The 20,167-nt window shown below is 64.8% G+C and carries 15 protein-coding genes; 12 read left to right on the top strand and 3 right to left on the bottom strand.

Annotated elements, in window-relative coordinates:
* Positions 1-56 precede the first annotated feature (56 nt).
* The 4 genes from ychF (at position 57) to AC1D2F_RS06725 (ending at position 6,154) form a co-directional block, all read left to right on the top strand.
* Positions 57-1,142, top strand: coding sequence for a redox-regulated ATPase YchF (gene ychF / locus AC1D2F_RS06740; protein ID WP_476966442.1), 1,086 nt, complete (start codon positions 57-59; stop codon positions 1,140-1,142).
* 338 nt (positions 1,143-1,480) lie between these two features.
* Positions 1,481-3,262, top strand: a complete 1,782-nt coding sequence (locus tag AC1D2F_RS06735; RefSeq protein ID WP_229994655.1) for an ABC transporter family substrate-binding protein — start codon at positions 1,481-1,483, stop codon at positions 3,260-3,262.
* A gap of 178 nt (positions 3,263-3,440) precedes the next feature.
* Complete coding sequence (locus AC1D2F_RS06730; RefSeq protein WP_229994654.1) at positions 3,441-4,982, top strand: ABC transporter permease; 1,542 nt, start codon at positions 3,441-3,443, stop codon at positions 4,980-4,982.
* A 26-nt stretch (positions 4,983-5,008) separates the two neighbouring features.
* Positions 5,009-6,154, top strand: a complete 1,146-nt coding sequence (locus tag AC1D2F_RS06725) for an ABC transporter permease (protein ID WP_476966441.1) — start codon at positions 5,009-5,011, stop codon at positions 6,152-6,154.
* A gap of 23 nt (positions 6,155-6,177) precedes the next feature.
* Here the strand turns inward: AC1D2F_RS06725 and AC1D2F_RS06720 are convergent, their stop codons facing one another.
* Positions 6,178-6,807: a PH domain-containing protein gene (locus tag AC1D2F_RS06720; RefSeq protein WP_229994653.1), complete on the bottom strand. Its 630-nt coding sequence runs from the start codon at positions 6,805-6,807 to the stop codon at positions 6,178-6,180.
* A 78-nt stretch (positions 6,808-6,885) separates the two neighbouring features.
* Here AC1D2F_RS06720 and AC1D2F_RS06715 point away from each other — a divergent pair, with 78 nt between their 5' ends.
* The 5 genes from AC1D2F_RS06715 to AC1D2F_RS06695 all read left to right on the top strand — a co-directional run bounded on the left by AC1D2F_RS06715 (position 6,886) and on the right by AC1D2F_RS06695 (position 14,523).
* Positions 6,886-8,712 carry an ABC transporter ATP-binding protein gene (locus AC1D2F_RS06715; protein WP_229994652.1) on the top strand — a complete coding sequence of 609 codons (1,827 nt, stop codon included), beginning with the start codon at positions 6,886-6,888 and terminating at the stop codon, positions 8,710-8,712.
* A gap of 303 nt (positions 8,713-9,015) precedes the next feature.
* Entirely contained in the window at positions 9,016-10,656 is a 1,641-nt protein-coding gene (locus AC1D2F_RS06710) for a peptide ABC transporter substrate-binding protein (RefSeq protein WP_229994651.1), read from the top strand.
* A 222-nt stretch (positions 10,657-10,878) separates the two neighbouring features.
* Positions 10,879-11,808, top strand: coding sequence for an ABC transporter permease (locus tag AC1D2F_RS06705; protein WP_229994650.1), 930 nt, complete (start codon positions 10,879-10,881; stop codon positions 11,806-11,808).
* Complete coding sequence (locus AC1D2F_RS06700; protein WP_229994649.1) at positions 11,798-12,790, top strand: ABC transporter permease; 993 nt, start codon at positions 11,798-11,800, stop codon at positions 12,788-12,790. The genes AC1D2F_RS06705 and AC1D2F_RS06700 overlap by 11 nt, the downstream gene beginning before the upstream one ends.
* 11 nt (positions 12,791-12,801) lie before the next feature.
* Positions 12,802-14,523, top strand: coding sequence for an ABC transporter ATP-binding protein (locus AC1D2F_RS06695; protein ID WP_364745697.1), 1,722 nt, complete (start codon positions 12,802-12,804; stop codon positions 14,521-14,523).
* Positions 14,524-14,652: 129 nt separating this feature from the next.
* Here AC1D2F_RS06695 and AC1D2F_RS06690 read toward each other — a convergent pair whose 3' ends face one another.
* Positions 14,653-15,585: an SGNH/GDSL hydrolase family protein gene (locus AC1D2F_RS06690; protein ID WP_229994647.1), complete on the bottom strand. Its 933-nt coding sequence runs from the start codon at positions 15,583-15,585 to the stop codon at positions 14,653-14,655.
* A 282-nt stretch (positions 15,586-15,867) separates the two neighbouring features.
* On the opposite strand from AC1D2F_RS06690, the gene typA reads away from it, so the two are divergent.
* From typA to AC1D2F_RS06675, 3 genes are all read left to right on the top strand, one after another.
* Entirely contained in the window at positions 15,868-17,796 is a 1,929-nt protein-coding gene (gene typA, locus AC1D2F_RS06685; protein ID WP_476966436.1) for a translational GTPase TypA, read from the top strand.
* 27 nt (positions 17,797-17,823) lie between these two features.
* A complete protein-coding gene (locus AC1D2F_RS06680; RefSeq protein ID WP_364745702.1) occupies positions 17,824-18,201 on the top strand; it encodes a hypothetical protein in 378 nt (125 codons plus the stop codon).
* 332 nt (positions 18,202-18,533) lie between these two features.
* A complete protein-coding gene (locus AC1D2F_RS06675) occupies positions 18,534-19,343 on the top strand; it encodes a type IV toxin-antitoxin system AbiEi family antitoxin domain-containing protein (protein WP_229994644.1) in 810 nt (269 codons plus the stop codon).
* Between the two features lie 481 nt (positions 19,344-19,824).
* Here the strand turns inward: AC1D2F_RS06675 and AC1D2F_RS06670 are convergent, their stop codons facing one another.
* A complete protein-coding gene (locus AC1D2F_RS06670) occupies positions 19,825-20,073 on the bottom strand; it encodes a putative acetyltransferase (RefSeq protein WP_476966435.1) in 249 nt (82 codons plus the stop codon).
* Positions 20,074-20,167 lie beyond the last annotated feature (94 nt).

Genomic DNA, 20,167 nt, shown 5'->3' with positions numbered 1-20,167 from the left:
GCCCCAGCACCGGCCGCCGCAACGATCGCCGGCGCGTGCGGGTAGAATATATGCTCGTGGCACTTACTATTGGCATCGTCGGACTGCCCAACGTCGGCAAATCAACCCTTTTCAACGCACTGACCCGCAACCAGGTCCTCGCGGCGAACTACCCGTTCGCCACGATCGAGCCCAACATCGGCGTCGTGAACCTGCCGGATTCCCGGCTTGAAAAGCTGGCCGGCATCTTCGGCTCCGCGCGCCTGCTGCCCGCCGCGGTGTCCTTCGTGGACATCGCCGGCATCGTCAAGGGCGCCTCCGAGGGCGAGGGCCTCGGTAACCAGTTCCTCGCCAACATCCGCGAGGCCGAGGCCATCGCGCAGGTTGTCCGCGTGTTCGATGACCCGGACGTCATCCACGTCGACGGCAAGGTCGATCCCAGCTCCGACATGGAGACGATCAACACCGAGCTGATCCTGGCCGATCTGCAGACCATCGAAAAGGCCATCCCCCGGATCGAAAAAGAAGTAAAGATCAAGAAGCGGGATGCGGCCGAGCTGGCAGCCATCCTGGCGGCGCAGGCGGTGCTGGAGCGCGGCGACACCATCTTCTCCTCCATCAAGAGCGACAAGCTGGAGATGGAGCACCTCAAGGAACTCGGCCTGCTGACGGCCAAGCCCTTCATCTACGTCTTCAACTCCGACGAGGGCATCCTGGGCAGCCCGGAGAAGCAGGCGGAACTGCGTGCCCTGGTGGCTCCGGCCGACGCCATCTTCCTGGACGCCAAGCTTGAGTCCGACCTGGTGGAGCTCGACGAGGCAGAAGCCCGCGAGATGCTGGAAATGAACGGCCAGGATGAATCCGGGCTGGACCAGTTGGCCCGCGTCGGCTTCCACACCCTCGGACTGCAGACCTACCTCACGGCCGGCCCCAAGGAAACCCGCGCGTGGACCATCCGCCAGGGCGACACCGCCCCGCAGGCCGCCGGTGTGATCCACTCCGATTTCCAGCGCGGCTTCATCAAGGCCGAGGTCGTCTCCTTCGAAGACCTCATCGAGGCCRGCTCCATGGCCGAGGCGAAGGCCCGCGGCAAGGTCCGGATCGAAGGCAAGGAATACATCATGGCCGACGGCGACGTGGTCGAATTCCGTTTCAACGTTTGACGGCCGCCGCCCGGCAGCGCGGTAATTCTGCCAAGTAATTAACGATTAACTGGAGGAGCCTCGATTTTCGGATCGGGGCTTTTCCTGTGTGCGGCTCTTTTATCTTTTTGTTACGCCGCCGTCAACGTTTCTGTGGAAAGCTGGCCCTGCGGAACCTGTCCAATGTTGCAGCTCGGTAACGAACTTTACAGTCGGTCAACTTTGGTGGCTCCGAGCGGGCTTTGGGGTTTACGCTTCATGCCATGTGAGACGGGCCACACTGCCGCTGGGGGAGTGTGGACGTCTGTCTGGCGCTTTTGGCGCCGGTCTCACCCACACCACAGAAACAAGGAGGCGGAATGCGCTTGGGTCGTATTTCCAAAGCAGTGGGCGTGGCGGCAGCAGCTGCCATCGCCCTCAGCGCCTGCGCGGGCAACAGCGGCGGGACAACCCCGACCACTGCGGCCGCAGCAAGCAAGCAAGGCGGATCGGCAACCGTAGTAGAGGTCAACGCGTTCAATACGTTCAACCCGAACACGGCCGATGGAAACACTGACATTAACTCAAAGGTCAGCTACGCCACGCACTCAGGGTTCTTCTACATCGACAACAAGCTCAACGTTGTTCGCAATGAGAAGTTCGGCAAGATGGAAAAGGTCTCCGACGATCCGTTGACGGTGAAGTACACCATCAACGACGGCGTGAAGTGGTCGGACGGCACGCCTGTCACCGCGGCCGACCTTGTGCTCCAGTGGGCTGCTTTCTCCGGTTACTACAACGACGCCGATGCGGACGGGAAGACCGGAACGTCCTACTTCTCCTACGCGGGTGACCCGACCGGCATTGCCCTCACCGATTTCCCGGAACTCGGTGACGACGGCCGCAGCATGACGCTGAAGTACTCCAAGCCGTTCGCCGACTGGGAAATCGCTATCGGCGGCCCCGGCATCGACATCCCGGCCCACGTCCTCGCCAAGAAGGCGGGCCTGGCTGACACCAAGGCGTTCATTGACTTGCTGAAGGGCATGCCCCGCGGCGACTCCAAGGCCCCCAAGCCGGCGAACGCGCAGCTCAAGGCCATGTCGGACCTGTGGAACACCGGCTTTGACACCAAGACCCTGCCGGCCGATCCGAGCCTCTACCTCTCCAACGGCCCGTTCATCGTCAAGAGCGTCAACCAGGACCAGTCCCTGACCATGGTCAAGAACAAGGACTACAACTGGGGTCCGGAAGCCCAGCTGGACGAAATCACCGTCCGCTACATCGGTGAGGCACCCGCCCAGGTCCAGGCACTCAAGAACGGCGAGGCAGACATCATCGCCCCGCAGGCATCCGCGGACACCGTGGAGCAGCTCAAGGCACTCGAAAGCCAGGGCGTGAAGGTCGACGTCGGCAACCAGCTCGCGTACGACCACATCGACCTGAACTACTCGGGCCCGTTTGCCGAGAAGAACGTCCGCGAGGCGTTCATGAAGGCCGTCCCGCGTACGGACATCGTCGACAAGATCGTCAAGAAGCTGGATCCGAACGCTGCACCTCTTGACTCCCAGCTCTTCGTTCCGGACCAGGCCCCGTACGCCGAATCGGCCAAGAACAACGGCTCCTCCGCTTACCAGGGTGTGGATATCGAGGGTGCCAAGAAGCTCCTCAACGGCGCCACCCCCGAAGTTCGCATCATGTACAACAAGGACAACCCCAACCGTGTTGACGCCTACTCCCTGATCAGCGAGTCCGCCACCAAGGCCGGCTTCAAGATCGTCGACGGCGGTCTCGGCAAGTCTGACTGGGGCAAGGCCCTCGGTGACGGCAGCTACGACGCCACCATCTTCGGCTGGAGCAACTCGGGTGTCGGCGTGTCCGGCGTTCCGCAGATCTTCAAGTCCGGCAACGACTCCAACTTCAACCAGTTCAGCAACCCTGAAGCCGACAAGCTGATGGACGAACTGATTGTCACCACCGACAAGAGCAAGCAGGACGGCCTCGTTGCGCAGATCGACAAGATGATCTGGGATTCGGCCTACGGCCTTCCGCTCTTCCAGTCGGTTGGCGTGGACGCATACAGCGACCGCATCACCGGTGTGAAGTACATGCCGAACCAGACCGGCGTTTGGTGGAACTTCTGGGAATGGGCACAGAAGTAGCCCGCGACCCTAAGTAACACTGCTGGAAAGGCGTCGGGACCACAGCTTCTTCGGTCCCGACGCCTTTCTGGCGATATCCTGGCGATGCCGTGGTCCCGCCGCCACATCGGCGGGAACCGGCCAAACTCCGCGACCGGTCCGGGCAATCCCTGGGCCCGAATTCCGAGGTTCTATTCCAATGGTGACCTACATCTTCCGGCGGCTCGTGACTGCCGCCCTCATTCTTCTCGGCGCGTCCTACTTCGTGTATCTCCTGACAGCGGCGTCCGGTGATCCCCTGGAGGAATTCCGCGCCAACCCCTCGCCGCAGAAGCAGCAGCTCATGGACGCGAGGACCGAGCTCCTGCAGCTGGACACCCCGGCACCGCTGCGGTACTTCAAATGGTTCGGCGGCGCAGTCCAGTGCCTCGTTCCGTTCGCCAACTCCTGTGACCTCGGGAAAAACATCGCCGGCCAGCCCATCACCGAGGCCCTCGGCAATGCGCTCATCCAGACCTTGACCCTCGTCACCGCGGCGACGGTGCTCGCCATCCTGATCGGCATCACCCTGGGCATCATCACCGCCCTGCGGCAGTACAGCACTTTGGACTACGGCGTCACGTTCATGGCCTTCCTCTTCTTCTCCCTGCCGATCTTCTGGGTGGCCGTCCTGCTCAAGGAATTCGGCGCCATCGGCTTCAACAACTTCCTGAGAAACCCCGACGTGCCGCTGCCAGCGGCGCTTGGCATCGGCGTCGTCGTCGGCGCAGTGACAGCCGTCGCGGCGGGCGGACCCATGCGGCGCCGGCTGCTGGCCGGCGCCGTCGCCTTCGCCTTCGTCACCGCGGTGCTCATCTACTTCTCCGCCACCGAATGGTTCAAGACGCCGGGCCTGGGGCCCGTGGTCATCGCCATCGCCGGTGCGGGCATCGCCTTCGCCGTGACCCTGCTCTCCGCCGGGCTGAAGAACCGCAAGGCCCTTCAGTCGGCCCTCATCGCCGTCGGCGTCGGCGTCGTGCTGTACTTCCTCCTTCAGCCGCTGCTCAACGAGGCCACGTTCGTGATGATCGTGGTGCTGGCGATCGCCTTTGTCCTGATCGGCATGGGCATCGGCTACCTGATGGGAGGCTATGACCGCGGGCAGTCCATGCGCGCCGCGGCCATCACCTCGTTCCTGGTCGGTTTCCTGATCCTGCTGGACCGCTACATGCAGGCATGGCCCAGCTACTTCAACAACAGCCGTGTGCGCGGCCGGCCGATCGCGACTATCGGTGCCAGCACGCCGAACATCCAGGGCGACTTCTGGGTCCTGGGCCTCGACTCCTTTACCCACCTGATCCTGCCCACCCTGGCCCTGATCCTCATTTCGCTGGCCAGCTACACGCGGTTCACCCGGGCCTCGATGCTCGAAATCATGAACATGGACTACATCCGCACGGCGCGGGCCAAGGGCCTGAGCGAGCGGACCGTCATCATGCGCCACGCGTTCCGCAACGCCCTGATCCCGATCGCCACGATCGTGGCGTTCGACATAGGGGCACTGATCGGCGGCGCCGTCATCACCGAAACCGTCTTCTCGGTCCGCGGCATGGGATTCCTCTTCCTGGACGGGATCGCGCACGTCGATCCCAACCCCGTCATGGGCGTCTTCATCTGCGTGGCCATCACGGCCATGGTCTTCAACCTCATCGCGGACCTCGCCTACTCCGCACTGGATCCGCGCGTAAGGGTAAAAGCATGAGCCAGCCAAGCCAGCAGGAAGAAATCATGGCCGAAGACGCCTCCCGGATCTCAGCCGCGGCCGGAATCGAGCCGGTCCTCGAAGCCAAGGGCCTCAGCCAGGGCCAAATCGTCCGGAAACGGTTCCTCGGACATTCCGGCGCCATCATCGGCCTCATCGTCTTCGCCTTCATCTTTGTCCTGGCCTTCACCTCCGTGGGCTACCTGGGAATCCCCGGCTGGTGGAAGTACACCCACACGCAAGTCTCGCCCCTGGTCAACGGCGGCGAACCCACCTCCTCGTTGTGGCCGCTGGCGTGGGGCGAACATCCGTTCGGCCAGGACCGGATCGGCCGCGATCTCTTCGCCATGACCATGCGCGGCGCGCAGCAGTCCATCACCATCATGATCGTGATCGGCCTCATCGCCGGCCTGATCGGCGTGGTGGTCGGTGCCATCTCCGGGTACTTCCGCGGCTGGGCCGAGGCCATCCTGATGCGCCTGACCGACGTCATCATCATCATTCCCGCCCTGCTGCTGGCGGCCGTCATGGCGCAGCTCGCCGGCCGCCGGGACCAGGGGAGCTGGTTCGCTTCGTTCGCCAGCACCAACGGCGTCCTGGCCCTCGGAATCTTCCTGGGCCTGATCAGCTGGGTCGCCCTGGCCCGCCTGATGCGCGGCGAATTCCTGTCCCTGCGCGAACGCGAGTTCGTCGATGCAGCCCGGATTTCCGGCGCCAGCAATGCCAGGATCATCTTCAAGCACATCCTGCCCAACGCCGTCGGCGTGCTGATCGTGAACGTGACCCTGACAATGTCCGCCGCGATCCTCACGGAAACGGCGCTGAGCTACCTCGGAGTCGGCGTCAAGGCCCCGGACACGTCCCTGGGCCTGCTCATCTCGCAGAACCAGCAGGCCTTCGCCACCAGGCCCTGGCTCTTCTGGTTCCCGGGCCTGTTCATCGTGCTCATCTGCCTCAGCATCAACTTCATCGGCGACGGCCTGCGGGACGCCTTTGACCCGCGGCAGAAGAAGTTCAATGCCAAGAAGGCCAAGGATCACGGCGGTCCCGCGGTGCAGGCAAGCGCCGCCACCGGCCTCGACAGGCCTGAGCCCGAGGAATTCCGGCCCGACGGACCCGGACACGACGGACCGTGGCACGACGGACCATCCGACGGGACACGGGGCCAGTAATGCCGGCCCCGTGCAGGTGCCGGCTAGCTGGCGGTGACAGCCACGTAGCTGGCCGCCAGGAGCAGTACGACGGCGCCAATCGCCACCCAGCGGACGGTGACGGTTACGGCGGTGGTGGAGGCGTCGCCGGCGGCGAGCTGCCCGCCTTCCACCAGCTCATGCCACCGGCCCCGCACCAGCATGGCGGCCTGGCCGGAGTCCGTGGTCTTCAGATCGCCCGGGCGGACCGACTTGCCGGGACCGTAAGTGGTTGCCGGCAGGCCGTGGAGGTCTTCCGGCCTGGCGTGGCGCCCGCCCCAGATGCCGGGGGCGGGCGCGGCCCAGGACGTGTAGCTCTTCTCGGCGGTGACCAGCGTGAGAGCAAAGCGGGTATCGACGTGCACCAGCGCTGCCCACGGGACCTCAATGGAGCGGAACGGATTCTCCAGGGTGACGCCGGCGTCGTGGACTACAACGGACGGCATCCAGAACAGTTGCCAGCCCATGAAGGCAATGAAGGCCAGCGGGGCGATGCCACCCAGCGCCCCCGGCCCTGCCATGACAACCGTGACCACGACACCGAACGCGGCCACCGCCCAGGACAGCCACGCGAACCATTTGTTGGTTCGTGGTTTGAAGACTTCAACATTTCCGGCGTGCGGCGCAGAGCTCATGCCCCCAATAATTCAGTATTCCGAGCCGCAGTACTAATCCCCGGTGCACCGGCGGCCCGGGCGGAAGGATAGCCCATCATGACTGACTTCATCACCCTCGATCCGCCGGCCTCACCCGTGCCTGGCAAAGGCGAAACCGTCCTGGAAGTCCGGGACCTCAGCGTGGATTTCGGCGTGGACAAAAAATGGGTCCCGGCCGCGATCGGCCTGAACTACGAGGTCCGGGCCGGCGAAGTTCTCGCCATCGTGGGGGAGTCCGGGTCCGGAAAGAGCGCCAGTTCAATGGCGCTGCTGGGCCTGCTGCCCAGTAACAGCCGTGTGACTGGAAGTGTCAAGCTCGGCGGCCGTGAACTGCTGGGGAGCAATGAAACCAATATCCGTGCCGTGCGCGGCAAGGACGTCGCGGTGATCTTCCAGGAGCCGATGACGGCCTTGAACCCGGTCTACACCGTGGGGTCGCAGATAGTGGAAACTGTGCGCCTGCACAATGAGGTTTCGCCGGAAGAAGCCCGACTCCGGGCCCTGCGCATGCTGGATCTTGTCGAACTGCCCGATCCGGAGAAGGCCTTCCGGTCTTACCCGCACCAGCTTTCCGGCGGCCAGCGCCAGCGCGCCATGATCGCCCAGTCGCTCTCCTGCGACCCGAAGCTGCTCATTGCCGATGAGCCGACCACGGCCCTCGACGTGACAGTCCAGGCCGAAATCCTTGACCTCATGCGCAACCTGCGGAACAAACTGGACAGTGCCATTGTGCTCATCACTCACGACATGGGGGTGGTGGCCGACCTCGCCGACCGGATCGCCGTCATGCGCAAGGGCCTCATCGTGGAGACGGGGACGGCAGCGCAGATTTTCCACAACCCGCAGCACGAGTACACCAAGGCGCTGCTGGCTGCGGTCCCGCACCTGGGCCAGGGTGGCGCGGATTCCGCGGCGGACGTAGACGTCACCGCCGCTCTCGCCGCCGCGACCCACGTCGAGATCCTTTCCATTCCGGAAGAGGAGCTGATCCGGCGGGAGCGCGAAAATGCCGCCGCCCTGGCCGCAGCAGAAGCGGCCAAGCCGAAGGGCGAACCGGTCCTGGAGCTCAGCGATGTCGCCATCGATTACCCGAAGCAGGGCCGGGTGCCGGCCTTCCGTGCCGTGGAAGGGGCCAACCTGGTTATCTATCCCGGACAGGTGGTCGGCCTCGTCGGCGAGTCGGGTTCCGGCAAGACCACCATCGGCCGGGCCGCCGTCGGCCTGCTGCCCGTGGCGGCGGGCACCATGCGGGTGGTCGGGCAGGACATTTCCGCTGCCAAGAAGAACGGCCGCCAGCTCCGCGAGATGCGCCGGCACGTTGGCATGGTGTTCCAGGATCCCTCGTCGTCCCTGAACCCCAGGCTGCCCATCGGGGAAAGCATCGGGGAGCCGATGTTCTTGTCGGGGACCGCGAAGGGCGCCGAACTGCAGCGGCGCATTGAGGCGCTCCTGGACCAGGTTGAGCTGCCTCGGGACTACCGCAACCGCTACCCGCACGAGCTCTCCGGCGGGCAGAAGCAGCGCGTGGGGATCGCGCGTGCCCTCTCCCTCAAGCCGAAGCTGATGGTCGCCGACGAGCCCACTTCCGCCCTCGACGTCTCTGTCCAGGCCAAGGTGCTCGATCTGTTCCAGAACCTGCAGAGGGAACTGGGGTTCGCCTGCCTGTTCGTCACCCATGACCTTGCGGTGGTGGACGTGCTCGCGGACCGGATCTGTGTCATGCAGCGCGGCAGGATCGTGGAGCAGGGGACCCGGGACCAGATCCTCCGCAACCCCCAGGAGCCGTACACGCAGCGGCTCCTGGCGGCGGTTCCGCTGCCGGATCCGGACAAGCAGCGCGAGCGTCGCGAACTGCGCGCGCAGCTGCTCTCAGGGGCCAGCTGAAGCTTACCGGAGGGTTCAAACAGGGGCGAAAAGCCGCCGCATTCCAGTTAATCGCGGGTAACCCGGGTCACAAAGCGGGCGAATAATACCAGCCAGTAGCGTGTGACTTGAAATACATCGCGCTTGACGTTAACCGTCATGAGATTGTCGGATCACGGTTTGGCAACGGAGTTCCAACATTTGGACATTTAAGGGCTAGGCTACTTCCATATGTAGGCCACGTCACAGGGGATACCCCTGTGCCTGCTTACGGGGAAGCATAAGTTTTTCCCTCACGAACTCCCACAACTCATAGGAGGCGGAATGCGTTTTTCGCGCACTTCCAAAGCACTGGGCATGGTGGCTATCGCCGCCCTCGCCCTGACCGGATGCGGTGCCAGCGGCTCTGCAACCGGTAGCGGCAGTACCGGCGGAGACACCAGCAAAGTGATCTTCGCCGACGGCTCCGAACCCCAGCGTCCCCTCATGCCGGCCGACACCAACGAAGTTGGCGGCGGCAAGGTCATCGACATGATCTTCGCGGGCTTGGTCAGCTACGACCCCAGCGGCAAGCCGGTCAACGAACTCGCCGAGTCCATCGAGGGCAAGGACGGCCAGCACTTCACCATCAAGGTCAAGAAGGACCAGAAGTTCACGAACGGCGAGGCCATCACGGCCAAGTCCTTCGTCGATTCCTGGAACTTCGGCGCCGCAGCCAAGAACGCCCAGCTCAGCGGCGGCTTCTTCGAAAGCATCAAGGGCTACGACGAAGCCAGCGCAGAAGGCTCCACGGTCGAGACCATGTCCGGCCTGAAGGTCGTTGACGACCAGACGTTCACCGTTGAACTGAAGCAGCCGGAATCTGACTGGCCGCTTCGCCTGGGCTACACCGCGTTTGTTCCGGTTCCCTCCGGCGCCCTGAAGGACCCGAAGGGCTTCGGCGAGAAGCCGGTCGGCAACGGCCCGTACAAGCTGGCGGACGGCGGCTGGCAGCACAATGTGCAGATCCAGCTCGTTCCGAACCCGGACTACAGCGGCCCGCGCAAGGCCAAGAACGCCGGTGTGACCTTCAAGATCTACCAGAACGACGACTCCGCCTACCAGGCCCTGCTGTCCAACGATCTGGACATCCTGCAGACCATCCCGACCAGCGCGCTGAAGAACTTCAAGTCTGACCTTGGCGAGCGCACCATCAACAAGCCGTACGCAGGCAACCAGACCATCGCCATCCCGGAATACCTGCCGGAGTGGAGCGGTGAGGCCGGCAAGCTTCGTCGCCAGGCGATCTCCATGGCGATCAACCGCGAGGAAATCACCAAGGTGATCTTCAACGGCGCACGCCAGCCTGCCAAGGACTTCACGGCCCCCGTGCTTGACGGCTACAGCGATTCGATCGCCGGTGCCGACAACCTCAAGTTCGACGCCGCCAAGGCCAAGGAGGCCTGGACCAAGGCCGACGCGATCCAGAAGTGGGACGCCAACACGACCTTCACCATTGCCTACAACGCCGACAAGGGCGGACACAAGGCCTGGGTTGAGGCAGTAGTCAACCAGCTCAAGAACACGCTCGGCATCAAGGTTGAAGGCAAGCCGTACGCCACCTTCAAGGAAGCCCGCAACGACGCCACCGCCAAGACCCTCACCGGCTCCATCCGTGCCGGCTGGCAGGCAGACTACCCGTCGCTGTACAACTTCCTCGGCCCGATCTACAAGACCGGTGCCGGCTCCAATGACGCTAACTACGCCAACCCGACGTTCGACAAGGCCATCTCCGACGGCCTGAACGCCGCGACGGTCGGCGAGGGCAACAAGGCCATGAACAAGGCCCAGGAGATCCTCCTGACGGACCTGCCGGCCATCCCCCTGTGGTACCAGGTTGCCCAGGGCGGCTGGAGCGACAAGGTCACCAACGTCGACTACGGCTGGGACGGCGTCCCGCTGTACTACAACGTAACCGGTAAGTAACAACAAAACGACGGCGGGGGCCGCCCATACTGGGGCCTCCGCCGTCGTCGTGTTTTCCCACCATTTATTTTCTTGATGCCCGGCTCTTCGGGCGAACTTTTCGCAGCCCTGCCGCCGTGAATGAACCGGCGCCGGCCTGCATCCATAGTGAAAAGGTTCTTTGATGAACAACTCCGCCGCATCCCTGGACAGGATGCCTGCCAACGAGGGTGTGACTCGCTGATGTCGACATACATCCTCAAGCGTTTCCTGCAACTGATTCCCGTCTTCCTGGGCGCAACACTGCTGGTCTACTTCCTGGTCTTCAGCCTGCCCGGCGATCCCATCGTGGCACTGTTCGGCGACAAGCCGGTGAACGAGGCCGTGGCAGCCAAGCTGCGGGCGCAGTACCACCTGGACCAGCCGTTCTGGATGCAATACCTGCTTTACCTCAAGAGCATCTTCACGTTCGACCTCGGCCAGGACTTCTCCGGACGCCCCATCGCCGCCGTGCTCGGTGAGGTCTTCCCCGTCACGGCCCGGCTGGCCATCATGGCGCTGATCTTCGAGGCAGTCTTCGGCATCGTCTTCGGCCTCATCGCCGGCCTGCGCAAAGGCAAGTTCTTTGACGCCACTGTCCTGGTGGCGTCCCTGATCGTGATCGGCATCCCGATCTTCGTCCTGGGCTTCCTGCTGCAGTTCACCATCGGCGTCCAGCTGGGCTGGGCCAAGCCGACCGTCAGCTCCGCGGCGACCGTCCAGGACCTCATCCTGCCGGCGATCGTGCTGGGACTGGGATCCTTCGCCTATGTCCTGCGCCTGACCCGCACGTCGGTCATCGAAAACATGAACGCCGACTATGTGCGCACCGCCACGGCCAAGGGCCTCTCCCGGTTCCAGGTGGTCCGCGTCCACATCCTGCGCAACTCCCTGATTCCCGTCATTACCTTCCTGGGCGCCGACCTCGGTGCCCTGATGGGCGGCGCAATCGTCACGGAAGGCATCTTCAACGTTCCGGGCGTCGGCAACCGGCTCTACCGGGCTGTGCTGTCCGGCGAAGGGCCCACGGTGGTCTCGATCGTCACCGTCCTGGTGCTGATCTACTGCCTCTCCAACCTGCTCGTTGACCTGCTTTACGGCTGGCTTGACCCGAGGATCCGTTATGACTCCTGATAACACCACCACCGCACGGCACACGTCCCTCCGCCCGGCCCGCCGGACCGAGCACTTCGTGGCCGATGTCTCCGAGACCCCGCTCCAGGTGACGGACCGGGTCAAGGACGAAGCCGCACCGCTGAGTCTGTGGGGCGAGGCCTGGAAGAACCTGCGCAAGCAGCCGCTCTTCCTCATCTCCGCACTCCTGATCCTGGTGGTCGTGGCGGTCTCCCTCTTCCCCGGACTCTTCTCCCCGATCGACCCGGGCTCGGAGGCGTGCCAGCTGGCCAACTCCGACGCCGGCCCCGCCGCGGGCCACCCCCTGGGCTTCACCCAGCAGGGCTGCGACGTCTACGCCCGCGTCATCTTCGGCACGCGGTCCTCGGTGACCGTGGGCCTCTTCACCACCATCGGGGTGCTGCTGATCGGCGGCATCATGGGGGCCGTGGCCGGTTATTACGGCGGCTGGATCGACTCCGTCCTGGCCCGCATCAATGACATCTTCTTCGCCCTGCCCCTGATCCTGGGCGCGATCGTGCTCATGCAGCTGCCGATGTTCCGGACGAACCGGACCGTGTGGACGCTGGTGCTCATCCTGGTGGCCTTCGGCTGGCCGCAAATCGCGCGCATCACCCGCGGTGCGGTGATCGAGGTCCGCAACGCCGACTTCGTCACGGCCGCCCGGTCGCTCGGCGTCTCGAAGTTCGGCGCCCTCATGCGGCACGTGATGCCGAACTCGCTGGCCCCAATCATCGTCGTGGCCACCATCTCCCTGGGCACGTTCATCGTGGCCGAATCCACGCTGTCCTTCCTCGGCATCGGGCTGCCGCCCAGCGTCATGTCCTGGGGCAACGACATCCAGGCGGCGCAGGCCTCGCTCCGGTCCAACCCGATGCCGCTGCTCTACCCGGCAATTGCGCTGTCCATCACCGTCCTGAGCTTCATCATGCTGGGCGATGCCCTGCGTGATGCCCTCGATCCCAAAGCCCGCAAGCGATGAAAGGGGACACCATGAGCGCCTCTGTTGACTTCCAGGAAGCTGAGTACGCCACTGAGCGCCCGCTGCTTGAAATCAAGGACCTGGCCATCGGGTTCACCACCAGCAACGGCGAGGTCAACGCCGTCCGCAACGCCCGCCTCACCGTCATGCCGGGCGAAACCGTCGCGATTGTGGGCGAGTCGGGCTCCGGCAAGTCCACCACCGCGCTGGCCGCCATCGGCCTGCTCCCGGGCAACGGGCGCGTCGCTGCAGGCCAGATCCTGTTCGATGGCGAAGACATCTCCAACGCCAGCGAAAAGCGGATGATCGAACTTCGCGGCAACAGCATCGGCATGGTCCCGCAGGACCCGATGTCCAACCTCAACCCGGTGTGGAAGATCGGCGACCAGGTCCGCGAAACGCTCAAGGCCAACGGACTCCCGAGCGGCCCGGACGACGTCGCAAAGGTCCTGTCCCAGGCCGGGCTGCCCGACGCCGGCAGCCGCGCCAAGCAGTACCCCCACGAGTTCTCCGGCGGCATGCGCCAGCGCGCACTGATCGCGATCGGGCTCGCCTGCCAGCCGCGCCTGCTCATCGCGGACGAGCCCACCTCGGCGCTCGACGTCACCGTGCAGCGCCAGATCCTCGATCACCTGGACAAGATGACCACGGAACTGGGCACCGCGGTGCTGCTGATCACGCACGACCTCGGCCTCGCCGCCGAGCGCGCCGACCAGGTGGTGGTCATGTACCGCGGCCAGGTTGTCGAGTCCGGACCCTCGCTGGAGCTGCTGCAGAACCCGCAGCACCCGTACACCCAGCGGCTGGTCGCCTCGGCGCCGTCGCTGGCGTCCCGGCGCATCCAGGCCGCCAAGGAACTCGGCGTGGAGACCGACGACATGCTCGCCCCGAGCGAGACCGGCGTGGTTGAGCCGGCCAAGTCCGACGACGTCCTGCAGATCCAGAACCTCAGGAAGGTCTTCAAGCTGCGTTCTGGCCTGGGCAAGTCCACGGACTTCACCGCCGTCGACGACGTCTCCTTCAGCGTCAAGCGGGGAACCACGACGGCGATCGTGGGGGAGTCGGGATCCGGCAAGTCCACGGTGGCGCAGATGGTCCTGAACCTCCTCACGCCGACCTCCGGCAAGATCATCTTCGACGGCGTGGACACCTCCACGCTGAACAGCAAGGAGATCTTCGCCTTCAGGCGCCGGGTGCAGCCGATCTTCCAGGACCCCTACGGTTCACTGGACCCGATGTACAACATCTTCCGGACCATCGAGGAACCGCTGCGGACCCACAAGATCGGGGACAAGGCCAGCCGCGAGAAGAAGGTCCGGGAGCTGCTGGACCAGGTGGCGCTGCCGCAGTCCACCATGCAGCGGTACCCGAATGAGCTCTCCGGCGGCCAGCGCCAGCGTGTCGCGATCGCCCGCGCCCTGGCCCTGGACCCCGAAGTGATCATCTGCGACGAGGCCGTCTCGGCACTGGATGTGCTGGTGCAGGCGCAGGTGCTGAACCTGCTCGCCGAACTGCAGTCCAGGCTCGGCCTGACCTACCTGTTCATCACCCACGACCTCGCGGTGGTCCGGCAGATCGCGGACCACGTGTGCGTCATGGAGAAGGGCAAGCTCGTGGAGACGGGCTCCACGGACGACGTCTTCGAGTCGCCGCAGCAGGACTACACCCGGGCGCTGCTCAACGCCATCCCCGGCGCGGGCCTCATGCTGCCGCCGGAGGTGGAAGTGGCCTGAGCGGCCACTTTACCTAGGGCTTGAACAAGTCCGCCGGTAGCAGCACAGGAGCCGGTGTCCGCCCGTTGGGGCGGGCACCGGCTCCTTTTTGCTGTGGTGTGCAGGGTTGCTGTGGTGTGCTGTCCGGCGCTAGCGGGACAAGCCGGCGAGCATGCCGGGCTCTGCGTAGTCGAACCCCATGGACTCCAGCCGCTGGCCGAAAACGGCGCCCAGGGCCGCGTGGCCCTGCCGGTTCAGGTGAACCCCGTCCGCCATTGAACCCGTGAGGTTGTACCGGGTGAGCCAGTCGCCCGCGCTGACGAACGGCAGCCCGTGCCGGTCCGCCACCCTCCCCAGAAGCGCGTCCACCTCGGACCGGCGTCCACCGCCGTAGTGGACGCCGCGGGCGAGCGTGCCGACCATGAGCACCCGGGCCGCCGGATAGCGCTGCTGGATGCTGGCGATCAGCCGCTCGGCGTTGGCGACGATCTGCGCGTTCGAGGCGCCGCGCGCGGCGTCGTTCCCGCCGCCTTCGATCACTACGAGGGGAGGGGTGCCGTACGGGAGTTTCCAATCGCCGCGCTGGAGCGCATCGACGTAGTTGCCGGTCTTGCCGTTCGATGCCACGTAGCCGGTGCCGCCCCGGCCGCAGAAGAAGACCTTGTACCCGGCCGCTGCCAGACCCTGCCTGGGCCAACCGTAGGACGGTTCCGATTGTGAGTCGCCAATAAGCACGGCGACATTGCTGGTGTCCTTGACGATGATCTCGTTGCGGCCGTTGGCAGGGTTGCGGTAGGTCGAGCCGCTCGGCAAATCGGCGGGGTCGATGGTGGACCCGATGCGGGTCTTCGCAGCGGCCCCTGCCGCGACCGGTACGCCGGCGCCGTTAGCCGTTCCGGCCTGGCTGGCGGTCAGTGGCACGCCCGCAGAGCCCGCGTCAGAAGATCCGCCGTCGGACGATCCGCCGTCGGAAGAACCTGCGTCGTACGCAGGTGAAAAAGTGGCCTGCCCACAGCCGCCAAGAACTACGCCTACGGCGATCATCGTTGCGACAAAGCGGGACAGGGCCGAGGCGTTTCGCATGAATGTCTCCGGGCTTGCTTGCTGCTATCAGAGCAATGATGGTGCATGGGCGCCGCAAAATCCAGTGACTTTACTCACAGGTAATAAACCACTTCCGTGCGCCCGTCCCGCTCCTGGGACGGTGCGGCGGCCGGCCGCCGCTTCGCATTTTAGGCCAATAAATGACCTAGCGTTTAGAATGGTTGTAGGTGCCCTGTGCCAAAGGGACTTATCCGTCGTGCGTTCCAGTTGGAAATGTCGCGATACCACAGCTGACTTCACCACTGAATCGAGCAATAACGCATGTCTGAAACCACCACCAACACCGCGGTAGCCACTGCATCGCGCAGTGACCTGCGCAACGTCGCGATCGTGGCCCACGTTGACCACGGCAAGACCACGCTGGTCGACGCCATGCTCAAGCAGACCAACTCCTTTGCCGAGCACAACCACCTCGAAGACCGCGTCATGGACTCCGGTGACCTGGAACGCGAAAAGGGCATCACCATCCTGGCCAAGAACACCAYGGTGGCCTACAACGGTCCGTCCTCCAAGGGCGAGACCATCACCATCAACGTCATCGACACCCCCGGCCACGCCGACTTCGGTGGCGAGGTCGAGCGCGGCCTGTCGATGGTCGACGGCGTCGTCCTCCTCGTCGATGCCTCTGAGGGCCCGCTGCCCCAGACCCGCTTCGTGCTGCGCAAGGCCCTCGCCGCGCACCTGCCGGTGATCCTCCTGGTCAACAAGACCGACCGCCCCGACGCGCGGATCGAAGAAGTTGTCCACGAGTCCATGGACCTGCTCCTGGGCCTGGCCTCCGACCTCGCCGACGAAGTTCCGGACCTCGACCTGGACAAGATCCTCAATGTTCCGGTTGTTTACGCCGCAGCCAAGGTCGGCCGCGCGTCCCTCGAACAGCCCGCAGACGGTTCAGCCCCGGAAAACGAGGACCTCGAGCCGCTCTTCCAGGCCATCATCGAGCACATCCCGGCCCCGACCTACAACCCGAACGGTGTCCTGCAGGCGCACGTCACCAACTTGGATGCCTCCCCGTTCCTCGGCCGCCTCGCGCTGCTTCGCATCTACAACGGCACCCTGCGCAAGGGCCAGACCGTCGCCTGGGCACGTGCCAACGGTGAGCTGAAGAACGTCAAGATCACCGAGCTGCTGGCCACGAAGGCACTCGACCGTGTCCCCGCGGAATCCGCCGGCCCCGGCGAAATCGTTGCTGTTGCCGGCATCGAGGAAATCACCATCGGCGAGACTCTCACCGACGCCGAGAACCCGCAGCCGCTGCCGCTGATCACTGTTGACGACCCGGCCATCTCCATGACCATCGGTATCAACACCTCGCCGCTGGCCGGCAAGGTCAAGGGCGCCAAGGTCACGGCCCGCCAGGTCAAGGACCGCCTCGACAAGGAACTGATCGGTAACGTCTCCATCAAGGTTCTCCCCACCGAGCGTCCCGACGCTTGGGAAGTCCAGGGCCGTGGCGAGCTCGCGCTGGCCATCCTGGTCGAGCAGATGCGCCGCGAAGGCTTCGAACTGACCGTCGGCAAGCCGCAGGTCGTCACCCGGAYCGTCGACGGCAAGGTCCACGAGCCGATGGAGCACATGACCATCGACGTGCCCGAAGAGTACCTCGGCGCCGTCACCCAGCTGATGGCTGCCCGCAAGGGCCGCATGACCAACATGGCCAACCACGGCACCGGCTGGTGCCGCATGGAGTTCATCGTTCCGGCCCGTGGCCTGATCGGGTTCCGCACCAAGTTCCTCACGGACACCCGCGGCGCCGGCATCGCCGCCTCCATCTCCGAAGGCTACGAGCCGTGGGCCGGCCCGATCGAGTACCGCACCAACGGTTCGATGATCGCCGACCGCGCCGGTGTTGTGACCCCGTTCGCCATGATCAACCTGCAGGAACGTGGCTCCTTCTTCGTCAAGCCCACGTCCGAGGTCTACGAAGGCATGATCGTGGGCGAGAACTCCCGCGCCGACGACATGGACGTCAACATCACGAAGGAAAAGAAGCTCACCAACATGCGTGCAGCCTCCTCGGACACCTTCGAGAACCTGACGCCGCCGCGCGACCTGACCCTCGAAGAGTCCCTCGAATTCGCCCGCGAAGACGAGTGCGTTGAGGTTACCCCGGATTCAATCCGCATCCGCAAGGTCATCCTGGACACCAACGAGCGTGCCAAGGCCAACCGCGCCCGCGCCAAGGTCTAATCCCGGTCTCCGGGCTTCGGCTGCAACGTGACTAAGAGAGCTGCCGGTACGGCAGGCGGCATTGCCGCCGCCGTACCGGCAGCTCTTTTTGTTGCCCTGGCCGGAACCGCCCTGCACCGCCACGATCTGGTCCTGAACGGCGTGGACGTCCCGTGGGGAGCCGTCGCGGCGCTCGTGCTGCTGGGCTCGGTCCAGGTGTGGCTCGGGGCGGCGTTCCGTTCAGTCGTCCCGACGGCAGTATGCGGGGTCCTCTGTTATGCGCTGACCGGGTGGTGGTCCACCCTGGAAACAGGCAAGCGCCTGGTCATCGGCGACACCGCGGGCAATGTCTGGGTCTTCGGCATCGCAGGCATCACCGTGGCCATGCTCGCCTGGTGCCGGCGGTACCGGCGCCCGCCCGGCTAGGACCCGGCCCTGCCTCCTACGCGGGACATGCTCATTTTTCGTTCGCTCAATTGGGCTCAATGGCATCATGTCCGGCGCAGGGCTGGCCCGCGGGACATGTCCAGCGCTCATCTATGGGCCTGTCCACTCCCACCCACGGCTCGGGGACATGCCCGTTTTTTGTTCGCTTGAGCGGGCACAATGGCATCGCGTCCGGCGCAGGGCCCGTGCGCGGGACATGTCCAGTCCTCGCTCCTGCCCGGGTTGCCGCAGCCCTGGCCCCGCCCGCGCAGTTTTCCACATAGCGCGGGATCCGACTGCACGGGCGCAGTGTGCGGCTCCACCATGGGTGAATGGCCAACATTATCGAGGTGCTCTCGAAGTACGACGGCGTCGCCCGCGCCAAATACATTGCCGCGGCGGGGGTCTCCGATTTTCAGCTCAAGTCGGCGATGGCCGCGGGATCGGTGTCCCGTGTAGCCCGCGGTGTCTATGCCTTGCCGGGTGCGGACGCACAGCTGATCTCTATTCGCTCACTGCCGGCGGAGCCTGCTTGTATCACCGCTGCCCACTTCAGCGGGCTGTGGGTCCTCGAAGGCCCGGCCCAGCCGCACATAGCCCTCACCCACAGCAGGAGTTACCAGGGCTTCATCTGTCACCGGGCTTCCGTTCCGCCGACGCTCCTGGACACAGTCGTCCAATGCCTGCGCTGCTTGCCTGAACCTGACGGGCTGATCATCGCCGAGTCCGCCGTCGTGCTGAAGGGACTCCCGTTGGGTTTGTTGCGCCAGCGGCTCGATGGCCGGAACGACTCCCGGGAGCGCCGGATCGTGTCGGCGATCGTCCCACAGTCACAGTCGGTCATTGAATGCCTGGCCCGGTTCCTTCTGCGGCGTGCCGGCTTTCATGTTGAATCGCAGGTCAACGTTCCGGGCATGGGACATCTGGACCTGATGGTCGATGGCCGTCTTGGCATTGAGGCTGACGGGGCCGGGTTCCACATGGATAGGACGAGCTTCGAGGAAGACCGGCGGCGTTGGAACGTTACGACGCGCCGAGGAATACCGACACTGATTGTGACCTACCAGCTGGTGAGGGACCATCCTGAGGATTTCATTACCATGGTCCGGGAAGCGCTGAACAGGCTGTCCGCCGCCGCATAGAGTCGGACGCGAATTCCAAATTCGTGCGCCTTTTCCTGCGCCCTTGCACTGCGATTCTGCGCCTCACCCCAGCGCTGTGACCCTGCTCTGCACCCAGCCACCACTGACTCTGCACCGCACGAAGCCACCACTGGACATGTCCCGTGCTCTGTCGATTCGCCACTGGACATGTCCCTCGCTGGCCCGCGGTGATGAGCATAACGGTGGAATGTGCACGGCCGGCAACGAGGGGAGGACATGTCCACAGGTCGTCGAGGGTGCGGGTGGGCATGTGCGCGGCCGGCAATCGGGGGAGGACATGTCCATTGGTCGCGGAGGGTGCGGGTGGGCATGTGCGCGGCTGCGGGCCAGGAGGGGGCATGTGCACGGCCGGCAACGAGGGGAGGGCATGTCCATTGGTCGCGGAGGGTGCGGGAGGGCATGTCCACTGGACGCTAGCAACCACCCGGGAACCGTTGCCCAGGGCCCCCTGCGCCGCGGGTCAGGTGCCCTGCACGCGTGGGGCGCGGCGCGGCGGGGGCGGCGGGACTTCCTTGGCCGCCACTACAAGGGGGAGTGCGATGACGACGTCGGAGCGGCGGGTGCGGACGGTGCACACGCCGTCGGCGCGTTCGACGAGCTCGCCAAGGGCATCCGTCAGGCCGCCGTCGATCCGGTACCGGACCACAACGCGCGTGCCCAGCGGGGCGCCGGAGAGAAACTGCTGGGGCAAGGGCAAAGGCGAGCTCATCAGATCATAGTAAGACGCGGAGCATGTATGACGTTCCCGCTAGGTTCGCGGGAACAGGCTGGGAGATAATAGGCTCGGAAGTCAGAAACCCGGC

It is taken from the genome of Arthrobacter sp. P1_B3 (genome assembly GCF_056406615.1).
This window is presented reverse-complemented; position numbering and strand designations above follow the sequence as displayed.

Bases quoted from the DNA above. Each gene is read 5' to 3' on its own strand.
- AC1D2F_RS06735 (WP_229994655.1), top strand. From the start codon at position 1,481: ATGCGCTTGGGTCGTATTTCCAAAGCAGTGGGCGTGGCGGCAGCAGCT.
- AC1D2F_RS06730 (WP_229994654.1), top strand. From the start codon at position 3,441: ATGGTGACCTACATCTTCCGGCGGCTCGTGACTGCCGCCCTCATTCTT.
- AC1D2F_RS06725 (WP_476966441.1), top strand. From the start codon at position 5,009: ATGGCCGAAGACGCCTCCCGGATCTCAGCCGCGGCCGGAATCGAGCCG.
- AC1D2F_RS06720 (WP_229994653.1), bottom strand. From the start codon at position 6,807: ATGAGCTCTGCGCCGCACGCCGGAAATGTTGAAGTCTTCAAACCACGA.
- AC1D2F_RS06715 (WP_229994652.1), top strand. From the start codon at position 6,886: ATGACTGACTTCATCACCCTCGATCCGCCGGCCTCACCCGTGCCTGGC.
- AC1D2F_RS06710 (WP_229994651.1), top strand. From the start codon at position 9,016: ATGCGTTTTTCGCGCACTTCCAAAGCACTGGGCATGGTGGCTATCGCC.
- AC1D2F_RS06705 (WP_229994650.1), top strand. From the start codon at position 10,879: ATGTCGACATACATCCTCAAGCGTTTCCTGCAACTGATTCCCGTCTTC.
- AC1D2F_RS06700 (WP_229994649.1), top strand. From the start codon at position 11,798: ATGACTCCTGATAACACCACCACCGCACGGCACACGTCCCTCCGCCCG.
- AC1D2F_RS06695 (WP_364745697.1), top strand. From the start codon at position 12,802: ATGAGCGCCTCTGTTGACTTCCAGGAAGCTGAGTACGCCACTGAGCGC.
- AC1D2F_RS06690 (WP_229994647.1), bottom strand. From the start codon at position 15,585: ATGCGAAACGCCTCGGCCCTGTCCCGCTTTGTCGCAACGATGATCGCC.
- AC1D2F_RS06675 (WP_229994644.1), top strand. From the start codon at position 18,534: ATGGCCAACATTATCGAGGTGCTCTCGAAGTACGACGGCGTCGCCCGC.
- AC1D2F_RS06670 (WP_476966435.1), bottom strand. From the start codon at position 20,073: ATGAGCTCGCCTTTGCCCTTGCCCCAGCAGTTTCTCTCCGGCGCCCCG.